The organism is Photobacterium sp. 270122K, from assembly GCF_059941365.1.
This window is the reverse complement of sequence record NZ_JBPOEN010000002.1, coordinates 527,531-543,502: the sequence shown is the minus strand read 5'-3', so window position 1 is coordinate 543,502 and position 15,972 is coordinate 527,531. Positions and strand designations below refer to the sequence as shown.

The following is a 15,972-nucleotide window of genomic DNA, read 5'->3' as shown; positions in this document are numbered from 1 at the left end:
AACCAATCAAAAGGCAAAAACATGAAAAAATACGTTAAAAAATATGTCTTTGTCTGTGGTGTGCTGTTTAATATCCTACTGCTCGCTGTCAGCGTAAAAGGCGCTGCGCATGTCGGGAGCCGTGTGAATAATTTAGGCGAGCTATTCCATTATTCGGCAGAATGGGTAAAGCCCTACTCCGCCTCATCCGCCCAATTATTACTGTCGCTGTCAGAGCGCGTCACGACCCATTATGCATTTGAACAGCCCTTTACGCCGCGTACTTGGCCCAATATAGGCCCGGCCACGAACCCGGTTCCCCTTCCGCCTCTTTCAATGATCACGGTGAATACCAGTCAGGCGCTGCTGACTGCCTTGCGTGATGCACTTCCGGGGCAAACCATTGTGATTGAAAATGGCCGTTATGAACTAAAAGGTAAGCGCTTCAACGTCAGCCAAAAAACAGCCAGCGCTTCTGCACCGATTCGGGTTATAGCAGCCACTCGTGGCCAAGTCACCCTCGCACTCAGTAGCCGAGAAGGCATTGTCATTAACCAACCACATTGGCAGATTGAAGGCATTCAGTTTATCGGCGCCTGTGAACAACATAGTCAGTGTGATCATGCCTTACATATCGTCGGCGATGCTGATTACACACAAGTGGCACACAACACGTTTTATGATTTTAATGCTGCCATAAAAATCAACCAGCAAGATGCCCAATATCCGGATAATGGCGTGATCAGTAACAATGTGTTTGGCGCCACCGCCCCACGAAACACTCACCTTTCTGTCACCCCTATCAACCTTGACCATGGCAGTGACTGGGTCATCAAAAAGAACATCATTCATGATTTCATTAAATTGGGTGGCAACCGCGTCAGTTATGGGGCGTACATGAAAGGGGGCATTAAGGGAGGCGTATTTGAACAAAACCTTGTGATCTGCAACACGGGACAAGAAAGCTATCCGGGCAGTCAGGTCGGGATCTCATTTGGTGGTGGGGGGATGCAACAAGATCACCGCAGAGGGAAAGCCGACTATGAAGTAACAGACGCGGTAATGCGTAACAATCTTATTCTACACTGCAATGATGTCGGTATTTATAGCCAGCGCGCATCGTCAATCACGATTAATAACAATATCCTCTATAACACCGCAGGCATCGATGTACGCTTTCCAATATCGAGCGCCACCATATACAACAACATTTTAAACGGACGCATTAAACCACGTGATGCGGCCCATATCGACACCATGAACAACCTTGTGTCGCCGGCGTCCTTTATGCGACAAAGCAATACCCTCAATGCTATTTTTACCGCGCCACAAAATGGGGTGTTTTCTGTTACCAACCCTGATGCGTTATTTGATTACGCGTTAGATGCCAAACCCACTACGCAGACGGTGTATGATTTTTGCGGTAATCGCGTTCATCAGGGCACCGCCTACATAGGGGCGATTTATCAAGATAAAGCCTGCTTTTCGGCTAACTGACCGTCGTGACGGGCTCTACCCCCTCACTGACCCAGCTGCGGCTTTTCAGCAATGTGCGGCAACGCACATACGCATCCTGACATTGCTGCAGTAATTCCTCATCGATATCCAGTGCGGTGCTGTCCCCTTTCTTTTTTAGCACTTTGCCAGAGAGAATGTTCTCTGAACTGTCTCCGGCCGTTTTCTTTCCGGTCTGCGCAAACTGTTTATAGGTGGTTTCAAAAGGGGAATCCAAACCAATATAGCGTTGGATCTCGCCCAATACCGTTTCTGTATCAGAGATCAACGCCTCCGCATCGTAGTACAAATACGTATTGTCCCCTTCAAAGGCCATCGCAAAATCTATGATCCCCTGAATGCGCTCACAATAATACACCGCGGCATTATGCTGCTCTGTGAACGGGTGTTCTGGGTGCTTTGCACGGTACAGCTTCACAATGCTATTAATGGTTGCGACGGGCTCCCTGATTGAAAATAGGCATTTCACATTTTGATGGTCAAGCAGAGCCGGATTAACGCCATGATCATTGTGTAGCAACTTATCAAAATAAATAGGGGTTAACGGTTCTGACTCATTTTGCTCGTGGAATTTAAACTTCTGATTAATAAAACTTTTCCAGCTGTAGTAGCCAATGTGCATTTCATAGTACCCAGAAATATCATCATGGCTGCCGATTAAGTGGGACACAACACTGGTATTGGCCCGCATGTGGCTGATCAAAAAGACATGCTGTGTCGGCAATAACAACCGTGCTTTGGTAACGGCATCTTTTACATCAATCATGTTTATCGTCCCTCTTCAATGGCCGCGGAATGACTTTTATGGGTAAACAATTTTCTTCCCGCTAAGTAATGGCAATACAATAACCACTTGATTGAGAAGCCATCGGCCAGTGCCTGCCAGGCATAGGAAAAGGCGCGGTGATACTCTCCCTGTTCAGCAAATGCTTCCGCAATAAACTTGAACTGAACACTTTTCCCATAGCGACAATGTTGAATGATTTCAGGTCGCACACTGTGCAATATGCCTTTCTCATACACCCTTAATTGATAAAGCCGCTTTTCAAACACAGTGACAGCGGTCGACATGTTTTTATCATCATTTTTGTCGGGGATATTGTGGTATGAAACAAAGGCCGGATCATAAAGAATATAATCCGCGTTATCGATGGCACGGATATAAATATCACGGTCACATTCATAACGAATATTTTCATCCATACCGCCGATATACTGGTAAAAATCACGCTTAAATATGGAGCAATTCAGGTGCGCAAACCCCTGACTATCAAGTAAGGTTTGGGTATCTACGGGGTAAGCACTGTGGTTTTCTTTCGGGATAAACTCTTTCTTTTCAATCAGATCTTCAATCCAGACGTTACTCTCATTCTGCGTACCATCGGAAAAGAACGCCTTTTGATTGGAGTAATACAAATCAATCCGCTTTCCTAACAAATTGCTGTTAGCGCGCGACAAGTAGTCATAGTCGGTCCAGTAGTCATCATCATCCAAGAAGCAGAGATACTCCCCTTTGGCGATTTGTGCACCAAAATTCATTGAATAGCTTTGTCCATGACCATTGGCGCGCTGAACCAACGAGTAGAACGTCACATTGGCATGTTTTTCAATGATCGCTTCGTACTGCGCAACATACTCATCATCACTGCCATCATTCACGACGATAACTTCTTTGTCTTCAAAGTGCTGGTTTAGCACTGAATTTAACGCTAACTCAAATAATACGGGTCGATTACGCGTAGGAATGATCACTGAAAAAAAAGGAGAATGCGATTTAACCATAATGCCCTCCGGTAGCATTGAGATTGGCCGGCGTCACCATTTCCGAATTCGGTACACCCTTAAACCATTTAATGAAGTCAACCGTTGTGTTGGTAAACGCTTGCTGCTCATCCACACTAGAAACATAAGGCGTCATGCCCGGTTTCACCGTGGGAGAATGAAAAGACATAATGAGGTGCTCATGGCCCAGACGAAGTTGATTTTCAACCGCCGTGATCATATCGGCTAACCCCGTTCCCTCTGGCGATAAACGGTACGTTTTGACCCCGAGCAATTTCTTTACTACTCGGCTCGCCAAATCATTGTTATTGAGTAACGTCGGGGTGCTATTGAGTACCTTCGTTAATGGTGGGAAAGCCGAGTACCGACAGCAGGTATGCGGGAGGTAAGTGATCGCACCCTCTTGAAACATTTGATTGTTATAGTGCCGGAAATCAGGCCCCTCTTGATGGGTAAAATCAGTAAACGCACTGATGCTGAGATCGACACGGTAGCCTAATCGCTTCAAAATACCCGCGGTGTTGTAACCAATCCCGTAACGCCCAGCCAAATACGTCACGGGGCGTTGCCCAGTCACCGCTTCTATCGCATCCGTCAGTGTTTTGAGTTTTTCATATTCCAATTCCGCCGTCAGGTTACCCGGATAAGAAAGCACATTGGCCACTTCACCGTTTTTACTGTGTTCATCAAACGGGGGCGTCACCCAAGGGTGTAAATGCGCGGCAAATTCAATGTGTGCTTTGCCGTAACGTTGACAGTGGGCAATCACTTGTTGGCCACCGTCACTGGTAACAAACGGATAATCCATCGCTAACGTCACTTTGGCCCCCACCGCCAGCATGTCATCAATTAACGTGATTAATTCAACATGGTGTGTGACTTGGTCTTGATGTTGTTTAAACCCTCCCGACCAATCAAACTCTTCTTCTGCATGAATAACAACAGCAAGTTTAGCGACCATACACATCCCTCTGATAGCATCTCAACAAGTAGGCAATAGCACGTTCAATTTGGGTATAACAGGTTGTGACGCCCTCCATTCCATGGCCATAAGGGTCTGCAACCTCATGCAGCATAGGCGCGCGCAACGGGATCAAATCGGCCAGGCAAAAGGCATTCGCAATATCGTAACTGGCGGCGATTGTGCTGCCATTTCGCTCATCAAAATAGAAAACAATGTCATCATCAAGCAGATCGCACTGACGCAAACATTTCGACCGATGCTGATCGAGGCGGTAGTTAAAATGCTGTGCCGCCGCTTGGGCTTCCTCAGGACTTTGTCGATTTTCAGGCACATGAAAGCCAAAGGATTCGACATCACACACGGCCCTATCACGTTCAAACAGTGATTTGCACACCTGCTCAGCAAATGGGCTTCGCATAATGTTGCCGTAGCAAATAAACAGTATCCGACGATGGGGATTGGCCTTAAACAGCGCTTTTAATCGCGACTGTGTACGCATACTGCGGTATTTCAATAACAGCGGGAAACGGCGGCATACACCCAATGCAATTTGCGCTGCAATCGCCATCACCTCGCTAAAAAAGGGGGCGGGATCTCGCCACGTAAAACTGTCAATGCGCTCTCGACCTAAGGCGATCCGCCCATATTGCATCAGTCGCTGACTGATCGTCCGTATACCGGATTCACGCCGTAGCTGGTAAAAATCGGCGGTTAACGCACGGGCGTAACGGTGCAAGGGATACGTCATGATCGGTTGGCTTGGCAATTGACCGTTCAGCAGGTATTGCGCATACACCGCAGGGAAATCGACACCGCAGTAAGCCGCTAATGGCAGTGATCCCCAAAAGCGGGCATTCACCTCCACCAAGATCCAGGCGTGCGTGTCCGGGTTGCGCCGAAACTCAAACATGGCGACACCGGTAAAAGCGGTTTCACGACACATCGCCGCCACCGCAGCCAGTTGTTCTGGATCATGCGGGATGCTTTTTCGATAAGAACTCCCGCCCCCATGCTTAGGTTCGGCTTCACGTTGATGCGAAAATGCCATCTGAATTTGGCCATCCACCGAGAACACCGATACCCCTTCGCCGCAACCGGAGAAGAACGCCTCTACCATCACGGTATCCGCCGCCGATGACACCTGATTAAAGTCCTCATCATTGTGAATAATGCTGACATTCTGGCGTTTATTGAGCCCCTCTTCATCAAACGACTGCAGCGGCTTAATCACAAAACTGTCGCCAAATTCATCCGCCAAACGGGAATAATTTTCTTCTGGTAGGGTGACTAATCGGCCTTGTGCAACAGGTACGTCGCATTTCATTGCCAGCTGTTTGGTTTTCCATTTATCAAACAACGCCGTTAATGCGTGATCGTTCGCAATCGCCAGTTTTGTCTTTTCCGGCAAGGTCTCTTTGACTGACCACAAGGGATAAATCGACCGTTCATCACAGGGAATAATCACGTCAAACTGATACCGTTCAATCAGTTGCTGCACGGCGTCTAACCACTGCGATTGAGAATACGCTTGGTAGTTATAAAATTTTGCCATCGTGATATACCGGCTCGCCAGCGCGGGACTGGTGCGGTCGTAACACACAACGTGCACCGCATATCCCGCCTCCCCGAGAGAGCGGATCACACTTAAAAAACTGCGGGTGTCTTCACCGAGTATGAGTACCGTCGGCTTTCGTCCTTGTTCTGTGCTCATGTTTCCACCTTGGCAACGGCGTCGCTTTGCGCTTTGTACTAGTCAGTCAATGACAATCGATGTTTGAGATCGCGGATGGTGTTTTCAACGTGCAGCGCCATCGTCGGCTGCTGAAAGGCATACACCGCCAGTCCTGATTCTGTATTGGCAAACGTGCGTTTATATCGCGTCGCTCCCCCCATAAAATCGTAACGTTCAGCGCCTTGTGATAACGCCTGATTAATCAGTAAATAATGGGCAACCAAGCCTGGCTTCGCGTGTTTAATCGGCAAGTCATAATTCAATGCGCTCAAATAGAAATACACCCGTCCTTGCCAATGAATATTATAAATAATGCCCACGGTGTGCTTGCCTGCCATGATCTTACTCACGGCCATCACATCATGATTTTGTTCATTCATGTGACGATGAAAACGCATAAAATCCGGATTCATAAAGCCGCTTTGCCCGGCCTTATCCCCCCATCGCTTCACATGAAAAGGACGCGCTTCATCAAAATACTGCTCCACCTCTTCCGTAGACTGCGCTGTTGTTACCGTCAGTACGCCCAATGCGGCATATTGACGAATACTGCGATGAATCTGATAACGGGCACTGCGGGAAATGGCGCGATCTAAGGTTCCGTGCTGTGCTTTCAGCCGCTCAAGATCAAGCATATATGTCGTTGTTTCCCACAAGCACTGCCGTGCAAAATGAGGAAGGAATGTCCCATTGAAGACCTCACTGTCGCAAGCTCCGATCACAAAAATGTCTTTTTTAATCAGGGTGCGCATCACCGTTGACATCATTTGTTGCCTAACAACCTCTGTGTACTCCGCATTCAACAAGAAGTCGTTGTATTCAATCCAAATTTGGTCATGTTGGGGGACACCGGTTCGGTGCAAATAATAACGTTTCTTTTGTCCTATGCCTGTTTTCCCGGCGGCTTCGACAATGATACCAAGACCAACAATATTGCTACCTTGCCGTGCTTCTACAAGGTAAAAATTATCAACAAAACACTCAATCCAGCACCCAATCCATTTCCAAGAAAGAAAGAAATTACGCGGCGCTTGCTGCTCCAGTGAATGCCACACCTTTGCGACCCACGCCCGGTCTGGATTAAAAAAAATCTCACATTGAATGTTATTTTTTTGTCTATCCATCATTGTTCCCTGTTTATGACATTCACATGGTCATAGCTACCTGAGTCATCAGTAAGAATAGACAGGATTATGAGTGATGAACAAATCCCCTAACCGAGATGTATAGAATAAATTTATCTCTTCATATGTGATTATTCTTACTAAGATTACTTGAAGTGAACTTTTTTATTATTACGTGAGGTATCTATGGAATGTCGGTTACTTTCGTTTCTAAAAGCAAGCAGCACGGCCATTGCCTTTTCACTTATCCTTACCGCTTGTAATTCAGAAACGCCAGAGCAGCATATTTCTAATGCGAAGGACTACCTTTCAAAAGGGGATATCAATGCCGCCATTCTTGAATTGAAAAATGCCATTCAACAGGCACCAGAAAACATCCAGTCGCGACACCTATTAGCAGAGACCTATCTACGGCTGGGTAATTTCGCAACAGCAGAAAAAGAATTTAGCCGAGCGATACGTAATGGCGGTGACGTCAATCTCCTCACACCATTGCTGGCTCAGGCACTATTTGGTCAAAGCGACATTCACGCGTTGAATCAATTGGTTGCGAAATCGACACTGGATGATCCCACCGCGATGGCCAACGTCTTGGCCATCAAATCCATCGTTCAGCTTCAACATGGCAAAGCCGATGACGCTGAGGCCATGATAAAAAAAGCCCAGACCTTCGATCGTGAAGCTTATTATGTGATACTCGCGCACAGCAGTTTGCTGGCCGAACAGCAACAGTTAGAGCAGGCACGCGCACAATTGAATGCGTTACATCGCACCTATGGCGACAGCAGTGATCTATTGCTGATCATCGGGCACCTTGAGTTGGCCGCGGGTGAGCATGATGAAGCGATAAAAGCGTATAGCAAAGCGGTTGAACTGACCCCGCTCGCGGTGCATTACAACTTGTTTCTGGCACAAGCATTAGTCAGGGATCAACAATACATCAAAGCAGAACCTTATGTGGATCGCCTACTGATTGTTCACCAAGCACATGCACTGGCCAATGAACTGAAGGCCATTATTCTTTATGATCGTGAAGAATACGATGCGGCAAAATCCCATGCCGACGTGGCAATACAAAATGGCTCACAAAACCATGGTGCCATGATCATTTCAGGGGTCACCGCCTATAAACAAGGCAATTATGACGAAGCTAATCGTCACTTTTCACGGGTCGCCCCCTTTGTCGATAGCAACCATTTCGTGAAACGGTTATTCGCTTCGACCCAGTTTCAACTGGGGAATATGGACGGTGCATTATCGACACTGGACGCGTTTGATCTCTCGATTGAAGAGAACAACGATTTCACCACAGAAATGAGCTTAGAGTTTGCCCGCATAGGCCGAAAAACCGATGCCGTCGCATTAGCCGCGAAAGCGAACAGCCATGAAATTGACAATGCCGCATTACGTTTAGGGCTCATTCAATTGGGTAACAATGATGAACGTGGTATTGCGCAACTTAACAAAGTACTGGCCAAGCAGCCCGCCTCTACGGATGCTAATCTTGGGCTTATTTACTACTACCTCAATAATGAGAATAACGCTGAAGCGGCAACAGCCGTGGATAACTGGCTGGCTGCTGCACCCGATGAACCCGTCGCTATTATGTTGAAAGGCCATATGGCGATTCAAAAAAGCGATTACACAAACGCAGAGCAATACTTTAAAAAAGCCGCCAAGCTTTCCCCTGATAACATCACGACGCAATTGTCACTGAGCCAGTTGCTATTCATTCAGGGAGAGAAGGAAAAAGCATTCAACCATACGTTATTACTCGCGCAAGATAACTTAAATAACTATGTCGTCGCTAAATACCTATTCCAATATGCAGAAACAGACGCACAACGCGAACAAGCGGCTGAACTGTACAAAAAGCACGTCAAAGAAAACCCTGACACTATCGATGTTAGAATGATCCTCGCCCGTAGTTACGCCTCACTGGGTAACTATGAGGCAGGGGTCAATTTACTTAAACCGCTTGCGACAAACCAGCAATCCGCGGATACCTGGAGCTTCTTGACGTTACTGTATTTCAAGCAAGACGCCTACCGTAAAGCGTTTCATGCGGCCACCCAATGGTTGGATCGTGATCCTCTCAATCCTGAAGCGTACATCCGCACCATTCAGGTCAGTGAGCTAACGGGCAACTATTCAACCGGTATTAACGTCGCGGATAAAGCAACCCAGCTGTTCAGTGACCGCCCTGAATTTACACTCATGAAAGCGGGGCTACTCATCAAAGATGAACAATTCGCCGCCAGCCAATCGTTATTAGATGCACAACCTGACAGCATGAAAAAAGATGTGTATTTCTTGCGTCTGCAGGGTGAACTCTACACGGCAGAAAAAGAGTACACGAAGGCGATTACCGTTTATAAACAGCGTTACCAGCAACAACCCAGCCTTTCTGCAGCCAAAGACCTCGCTGTCGCTTACGCGCAAAACGATCAATCGTCGAAAGCAGCAGTATTCTTAGAGAAAGTCATCAAAGAGTTTGGACAAGCAGCAGAGCCTCTAACCCTGTTACTGGCACAAATGCAGTTAAAAGATAAGCCGGAAGCCGCCATTTCACATTACCAACGCATATTGGATAAAGAACCCAATAATGTTATTGCTCTCAATAATCTGGCGTGGCTCTACATCGAGAAAAATGACATCACACAAGCGTGTATGTCTGCGACAAAGGCCTATAAACTGGCCGGCGAAGCACCTGAGATCCAAGATACCTATGGCTACTGCTTACTCAAAGCCGGCGATGCGAGAAAGTCACTGTCACCCTTGAAAACCGCCTATGAGAACTTGTCCTCAAATGTGGAAGTTGGGCTGCATTATGCTGAGAGCCTCATCATGAACCACCAGCATGCACAGGCTCAAATCATTCTTGATCAACTTACCCCCACAGAAGAAAAATCACAGAAACAGAAGCAAGATCTCTTACAAGCGATCAATCCTTAACATCCCGTGACAGCAAAAGGTAAATGGAGAGATAGGGATATAGAGAGATAGATAGAGGGCGAGGACGATGAAAGAACGCATGGCAACACGATGGACAAAATACCTCTGCATGTTAGGGGGGATCGGCGTCATGTTACTCTGGGTATTTTCAGCCCGTGCTATCGCAGGTTTACCCGACACCATTGCGAAACTGAAACCCTCTATAGTCGGTATCGGTACCTACAATCGCTTGGCAACGCCCCGCGCCCAACTTCATGGGACGGGGTTTGCCGTTGGCCCTTCACTCATCGCCACCAATGCCCATGTGGTGGATGAGCGTCTAAAAAAATCAAAGAACACGGCATTTGTGGTGTTTATCGGGAAAGGTAACAGTCCCGATGTGCGTCAGGCGACCGTGATCGCCCGCGATACTCGCCATGATTTAGCCCTGTTGAAAATATCAGGCGCCACACTCCCACCGGTGGCCTTATCAACACGCCCTGTTCGTGAAGGGGAAATGTACAGCTTCACAGGCTTTCCCATTGGCGCCATTTTAGGCCTGCACCCCGCGACCCATCGCGGTATTGTGGCCAGTATTACGCCGATTGCCACACCGGCACGCAATGCGAAAGAATTAACCATTCAACAGCTCAAGCAGCTTAAACGCCCTTACAACGTGTACCAGTTTGATGCCACCGCCTATCCCGGTAACAGTGGCAGCCCGGTATATCACCCAGACACGGGAGAAGTCATTGCGGTGATCAACAAAGTCTTTGTGAAATCAAGCCGTGAATCTGCACTGACTGATCCCAGCGCCATCACCTATGCCATACCCGTTAAGCATCTCATTACCTTGCTGAAACAACACCAATAACGCCACAATCACAAGGTCACTAACATGCCTCCCTCGCACTCATCCTCTCTTCCGAGGCGCCGTTTTTGGCAACGCACGCTACGATGGACGGCGTTTATCAGCTACGCCATCTGGGTCGGTATCATCTCACTCGGACCCGCAGCACAAACGGGGGATCTCACGGATCTCAAGCAATACGATATTGCCGCACTCGATAAGATATTGCACTTTGGGGTTTACGGCCTGTTTACCTGTTTGGCCTTTCTCGCCGTCCCCCGTCACCGCTTTTATTTATGCTGCCTGCTGCTCGCTCTTTATGGCGCCGGACTCGAGTACTTACAAGGCATCGACATGGCAGGGCGTGAAGCCTCCTGGGCGGACGGCTTCGCTAATGTGATCGGCGTGATTGCGGGGTATTACAGCTTACGCATCATCGAACGCCTCCTGCAAAAGCAGCGCGCATAAAAGTACCCTGCCAATTCAACCCCTTCCCTTTTTCGCTGTCACACATCACGCGTATTGAGCGAACAATGCCCGCTTTGTACGCCTTATCAGCACACCACGCGCTATCTGAATTTGTGATATTAACCATAAAAAATATTCATCAGCGTTTCTCTCCACGCTTCACCTTACCAATCCTCACAGTAGGCTATTGATATTTTTGTATTTTCACGAATTCCAGTGACGAACCTCACAAAATCGCCCCCTCAACCGCCAAAAAGCAAACGCTTGCGCAATCGTTTATATTCAGTAAAATCGCGTCCAATTCAACACGATGACAGCACGGAAACGGATACCGCTGCTTCACGTCATCACACTAACACCCCATATCTGCTCGTACTGCCACCTTGGTCAGTACCGCGGCTTATGACAACCAAACCTTGTTGTTGATAATTTTCATATCAACATCGCAATCAGTATGAGAGCAGGCAACTGACATGGCGCAGAACGCAGCGACCCCTAGCGTAAACAAGACCGGAAACAACACGGCGCATAACATCGACGAAAAAATCTCGATTCCTCGCTCGCTCTCCCTCGGAGCGCAGCATGTACTGGCAATGGATCTGTATATCGTTCCCATCATTCTTGCCAGCCTTCTATCGTTGACCGTAGCCGATACCTCTTCGTTGATCCAAATGACATTTGTCGTCGCAGGCTTAGCAACCATTATTCAATCTCGTTGCTTGCTCAAGCTACCTGTCATGCAAGGCCCGTCGTACATTCCCATTGGCGCCATTGCTGCCATCGGAAAAAGCATGGGCATGGGTGCGGTCTACGGCGCGCTGATCCCCGTGGCAATTTTTGTCGCGTTACTGGGCAAGCCACTGAATGTTTTCAGTAAAATTGTTCGTAAATTTGTCCCACCGATTGTCGGCGGTACCGTGATCATCGTGGTCGGCATCTCTTTACTGCCAATCGCTTTTAACGGGATCTACAGCGGCGAACACCCAAGCCAAAACATTGTGATCGCCCTTGTCAGCATGGTGTCACTGTGCAGCTTTATCTTACTGGGCTGCATGTGCCAAAAACTGCATTGGTTACGCCTGACCTCCGTACTGGGCGCCATTGTGCTAGGTACAATCACGGCCTCGTTTTATGGCATGACTGACTTTTCATCCGTGGCTAACGCAGCATGGGTACAATTGCCAACATTGCTGCCTTTTGGCGAACTGACGTTTGATCCTATCGCTATCATGACCATGCTGTTTATCTCCATGATTGTCTTAGTTGAAACAACGGGTACATGGTGTGCGGTCAGTGCAGTAACCAGTGTACCGCTTGAAGATGAACGTCTTAATCGCGGCGCGACCGGTGAAGCAGTGGGTCACTTCTTCTGTTCATTGATTGGCGGCAGTCCGGTAACGGGCTATTCAACCAATGCCGGGATTATCGCGGTAACGGGCGTGTCTTCACGCCGTGCGATCATTGCAGGGGGCTTCATTTTGCTTCTGCTCGGCCTGATGCCAAAACTGACCAGCGTGATTGCGTCTATTCCACACGCGGTGATCTCCGGTATTTTCACCGTGATTTGTGTGGTGATTGCCATGAACGGCTTCCGCGTTGTGCAGCACATCGACTTGTCTGAGCGCAATATGTTGGTGATTGGCCTGCCAATCATGCTGTCACTTGGTGCGGTACTGATGCCACGTGAGTTGGTTTATGCATTGCCAGAACTCGTGGGCTACTTGGTGAACTCAGGCATTGCCATTGGTGCATTGGCGGCGGTTATCCTGAACTTTGTGTTGCCTGATGATGCAACGCCAGCAATCGCAAACGAGGCAAACTAATGATGATGTTCCACGATATCCAATTTGCCGTTCAGGCGGACACATTCCATTGCCCAAACAAAGGCGCGTTTGAGTTCCACCCAGACTTTTTACTGCTGATTAATGATGAGGGGGATATCGCGGCCACGTACCCGCAGACACACCCCCATTATGCGGATGTACGCCACGCTCTGGCACAGCAAAACAAACTGAAGGTACTGGAAAAAGGCCAGTACTTGCTGCCGGGATTGGTGGATTTACACTGCCATGCCCCGCAGTGGCCACAAGCCGGTAAAGGCTTGGATTTGCCGCTGTATGACTGGCTGCAAAACTACACATTTCCGCTTGAGCACCGTTATCAGGACATCGCGTTTGCGGAGGCTATCTACCAAGACGTCACCCGCACACTGCTGGCTAATGGCACCACCAGTGCGGTGTACTTTGCTTCCATTGATCGCGCATCCACCGAATTACTGGCTCAGCAATGTTTACACATTGGCCAACGCGCTTATGTCGGCAAAATCAACATGGATAATGCCGAACAGTGCCCGCCTTACTATTGTGAACATGATGTCACTCAGGCTGTAGACGATACCGATGCGTTCATCCATAACGTATTGGCACTCAGCGGCAATGAAAAACGCTTAGTCCAGCCGGTGATCACGCCACGCTTTGTCCCAAGCTGTACGCCCGACATGCTCAATCAACTGGGTAAACGTGTGCAGCAATACGACCTGCACATGCAAACCCATTGCTCAGAAAGCGATTGGGCGCGTGATTATGCCCAGCAACATTTTGGTAAAACCGATGTGCAAATTTATGCCGATGCTGGCTTGCTGAACAATAAATCAGTACTGGCACATTCGATTTTTCTGACGCCCAACGATGTGGCGATGATTAAGCAATTCGATGCGGGTATCGCCCACTGCCCGTTGTCTAACATGTTTTTTGCCAACGCTGCGATGCAAACCCGCGAACTGCTCGATAGCGGCGTGCACATCGGTTTAGGCAGTGATATTGCTGGCGCACCGTCACCGTCCATCTTCCGGGCGGCGTTTGATGCGGTGTGTCATTCCCGTGTGCGTGAAGAAGGCGTGGACGTGATGATACCGACAGGACAACGCGGCACTGCCAATGCGCGTGTTAGCTTTGTTGAAGCGTTCTGGATGGCCACCGCAGGCGGGGCGAATGTTCTGAATGCCAAAACGGGCGTCTTCGCTAAAGACCATCACTTTGATGCCATCGTGATTGAAGCCAAACCGAGCATCGGTAATCTGCGCATTTGGCCAGAGTTTGATTCTCCCCACGATATTTTGGAAAAAATCATCTGTTTAGCCCAGCAAGAAAATGTACAACGTGTTTGGGTTCAAGGTCACGATGTGCATGATAAATCGCGCTAACGCCGTGTTCTAAAAAAGCCCCCTCGTGACAATCACGAGGGGGCTTTTTTATTTGTTCATCGGTTTTATCTGTTCATCAATGCATGATGCTATTGATTCAAGCAACAGTTTTAGCCTTCAATCAGCTTCATCAACAAATGGCCGTCATACATCGCCTGTTTCACCAATGCCGCACCCGGCATGGTGGCTTGGGTATAAAAGCAACTTTGCTCAATCACCAAATCACGGTTATACACCGGCAGTGACTGGGTACGAATACATTCCATGATCGCGGGATACAACACCTCTTTCGCACGGTTAAACTCACCGCCAATCAAGATTTTTTCGGGGTTAAACAAGTTCACCATAATCGCAATGGCTTGCCCTAGGTTGTGCCCCAATTCAACGATGACCTGTCGTGCCAAGGTATCACCAGCCACGGCTGCATCGCAGATTTTCTCAATCGTTAATCGCTGACCATGCAACTGGGAAGGATGCCCTTCGCGTAGACGCTGTTCCACCTGCTCCAGCACCGCCTTCAGGCTCGCCACCGTTTCTAAGCAACCGTGGTTACCGCAGAAACAACGCTTGCCATAAGGCTTAATTTGAATGTGTCCAAGCTCGCCTACATTGCCAATGCGGCCTTGTAAAATCACGTTATCCAACACAATGCCGGCACCGACACCATGATGAATGGAAATCAAAATCGAGTTCGCCACATCTTGTGAGTTACCAAACAATTTCTCGGCCAATGCCCATGAACGGGTATCGTTCCCCACAAACACCGGTACCCCCGTCGCTTGATGAATCGCAGGGCCTAATTCTAAGCGGTGGACATGGTAATGCGGCATTTGCAACACCATCCCCGTATCAGAATGCACCAAGCCCGGCAGAGACACCGCAATGGCGGTAATACGATCCAATTCACTGACATGGTTCGCAAAGAACGTGTGGATCTCGGCAATCAACTTGCTGAGCACTTCATCTTGCTCAAGCACATCCACATCCTGGCGTTCTTCAACCAGAATGTCGCCGCCTAACTCATGCAAGGCGATGGTTAAATACCCACGCCCTAAACGGATAGACATAAACTGCCAGCCTTCATTGGCGGGCACCAAGCCGATCGCAGGGCGTCCACGACTGCTGGTTTCTTGAATCGCCGTTTCTTTGATCAAGTGCGCATCGATCAACTCGCGGGTAATTTTGGTAATACTGGCAGGTGCTAATTGACTACGCTTAGACAGTTCAATTCGAGATATAGGCCCGTAAAGATCAATAAGCTTATAGACGCTGCCTGCATTGTTTCTTTTTATATGGTCGATATGACCAGGCTGAGCGACATACATGCCTACACTCCCGATAAAATCCATCAATGTTATTAGCCAATTGAATTTTTTTACTTTGCGAAGTAATTGTGAAGTCGTTAATTCAAAGGACGTGACC

Annotated in this window: 12 protein-coding genes; 6 read left to right on the top strand and 6 right to left on the bottom strand. The window is 48.3% G+C overall.

Translation table 11 applies throughout. The features are described from left to right. Positions 1-21: 21 nt before the first annotated feature. Complete coding sequence (locus tag ACSF8W_RS05560) at positions 22-1,476, top strand: right-handed parallel beta-helix repeat-containing protein (protein ID WP_500845761.1); 1,455 nt, start codon at positions 22-24, stop codon at positions 1,474-1,476. Here the strand turns inward: ACSF8W_RS05560 and ACSF8W_RS05555 are convergent. The 5 genes from ACSF8W_RS05555 to ACSF8W_RS05535 are packed head-to-tail and all read right to left on the bottom strand — an operon-like array spanning position 1,469 to position 7,027. Beyond that, positions 1,469-2,260 (bottom strand): hypothetical protein, encoded by a 792-nt coding sequence (locus ACSF8W_RS05555; protein WP_500845759.1) that lies wholly within the window; start codon positions 2,258-2,260, stop codon positions 1,469-1,471. The two genes, ACSF8W_RS05560 and ACSF8W_RS05555, sit on opposite strands and share 8 nt — an antisense overlap. Before the next feature lie 2 nt (positions 2,261-2,262). Continuing rightward, a complete protein-coding gene (locus ACSF8W_RS05550; RefSeq protein WP_500845757.1) occupies positions 2,263-3,276 on the bottom strand; it encodes a glycosyltransferase family 2 protein in 1,014 nt (337 codons plus the stop codon). After that, positions 3,269-4,237 carry a polysaccharide deacetylase family protein gene (locus ACSF8W_RS05545; RefSeq protein ID WP_500845756.1) on the bottom strand — a complete coding sequence of 323 codons (969 nt, stop codon included), beginning with the start codon at positions 4,235-4,237 and terminating at the stop codon, positions 3,269-3,271. Before ACSF8W_RS05545 ends, ACSF8W_RS05550 begins: the two co-directional genes overlap by 8 nt. Then, positions 4,227-5,951, bottom strand: coding sequence for an arsenate reductase/protein-tyrosine-phosphatase family protein (locus ACSF8W_RS05540; protein ID WP_500845755.1), 1,725 nt, complete (start codon positions 5,949-5,951; stop codon positions 4,227-4,229). The genes ACSF8W_RS05545 and ACSF8W_RS05540 overlap by 11 nt, the downstream gene beginning before the upstream one ends. Before the next feature lie 38 nt (positions 5,952-5,989). Then, positions 5,990-7,027 (bottom strand): GNAT family N-acetyltransferase, encoded by a 1,038-nt coding sequence (locus ACSF8W_RS05535; protein WP_500845753.1) that lies wholly within the window; start codon positions 7,025-7,027, stop codon positions 5,990-5,992. Between the two features lie 255 nt (positions 7,028-7,282). On the opposite strand from ACSF8W_RS05535, the gene prsT reads away from it, so the two are divergent. From prsT to ACSF8W_RS05510, 5 genes are all read left to right on the top strand, one after another. Further along, the gene (gene prsT, locus ACSF8W_RS05530) at positions 7,283-10,051 is read left to right on the top strand and encodes an XrtA/PEP-CTERM system TPR-repeat protein PrsT (RefSeq protein WP_500845751.1); all 2,769 of its coding nucleotides are present in this window, start codon (positions 7,283-7,285) and stop codon (positions 10,049-10,051) included. 67 nt (positions 10,052-10,118) lie between these two features. Beyond that, positions 10,119-10,904 carry a S1 family peptidase gene (locus ACSF8W_RS05525; RefSeq protein WP_500845749.1) on the top strand — a complete coding sequence of 262 codons (786 nt, stop codon included), beginning with the start codon at positions 10,119-10,121 and terminating at the stop codon, positions 10,902-10,904. 24 nt (positions 10,905-10,928) lie between these two features. After that, positions 10,929-11,348: a VanZ family protein gene (locus tag ACSF8W_RS05520; protein WP_500845747.1), complete on the top strand. Its 420-nt coding sequence runs from the start codon at positions 10,929-10,931 to the stop codon at positions 11,346-11,348. Between the two features lie 473 nt (positions 11,349-11,821). Further along, positions 11,822-13,171, top strand: a complete 1,350-nt coding sequence (locus ACSF8W_RS05515; RefSeq protein ID WP_500845746.1) for a solute carrier family 23 protein — start codon at positions 11,822-11,824, stop codon at positions 13,169-13,171. Then, positions 13,171-14,550, top strand: a complete 1,380-nt coding sequence (locus ACSF8W_RS05510; protein ID WP_500845744.1) for an amidohydrolase family protein — start codon at positions 13,171-13,173, stop codon at positions 14,548-14,550. The genes ACSF8W_RS05515 and ACSF8W_RS05510 overlap by 1 nt, the downstream gene beginning before the upstream one ends. A 110-nt stretch (positions 14,551-14,660) precedes the next feature. Here the strand turns inward: ACSF8W_RS05510 and mlc are convergent, their stop codons facing one another. Next, positions 14,661-15,875: a sugar metabolism global transcriptional regulator Mlc gene (mlc, locus tag ACSF8W_RS05505; protein WP_428476355.1), complete on the bottom strand. Its 1,215-nt coding sequence runs from the start codon at positions 15,873-15,875 to the stop codon at positions 14,661-14,663. Between the last annotated feature and the right edge of the window lie 97 nt (positions 15,876-15,972).

Excerpts from the sequence above, each read along its gene's own strand:
- ACSF8W_RS05555 (WP_500845759.1), bottom strand. The coding sequence starts at position 2,260 with ATGATTGATGTAAAAGATGCCGTTACCAAAGCACGGTTGTTATTGCCG.
- ACSF8W_RS05515 (WP_500845746.1), top strand. The coding sequence starts at position 11,822 with ATGGCGCAGAACGCAGCGACCCCTAGCGTAAACAAGACCGGAAACAAC.
- ACSF8W_RS05510 (WP_500845744.1), top strand. The coding sequence starts at position 13,171 with ATGATGATGTTCCACGATATCCAATTTGCCGTTCAGGCGGACACATTC.
- ACSF8W_RS05550 (WP_500845757.1), bottom strand. The coding sequence starts at position 3,276 with ATGGTTAAATCGCATTCTCCTTTTTTTTCAGTGATCATTCCTACGCGT.
- ACSF8W_RS05520 (WP_500845747.1), top strand. The coding sequence starts at position 10,929 with ATGCCTCCCTCGCACTCATCCTCTCTTCCGAGGCGCCGTTTTTGGCAA.
- mlc (WP_428476355.1), bottom strand. The coding sequence starts at position 15,875 with ATGTATGTCGCTCAGCCTGGTCATATCGACCATATAAAAAGAAACAAT.
- ACSF8W_RS05525 (WP_500845749.1), top strand. The coding sequence starts at position 10,119 with ATGAAAGAACGCATGGCAACACGATGGACAAAATACCTCTGCATGTTA.
- prsT (WP_500845751.1), top strand. The coding sequence starts at position 7,283 with ATGGAATGTCGGTTACTTTCGTTTCTAAAAGCAAGCAGCACGGCCATT.
- ACSF8W_RS05560 (WP_500845761.1), top strand. The coding sequence starts at position 22 with ATGAAAAAATACGTTAAAAAATATGTCTTTGTCTGTGGTGTGCTGTTT.
- ACSF8W_RS05545 (WP_500845756.1), bottom strand. The coding sequence starts at position 4,237 with ATGGTCGCTAAACTTGCTGTTGTTATTCATGCAGAAGAAGAGTTTGAT.
- ACSF8W_RS05540 (WP_500845755.1), bottom strand. The coding sequence starts at position 5,951 with ATGAGCACAGAACAAGGACGAAAGCCGACGGTACTCATACTCGGTGAA.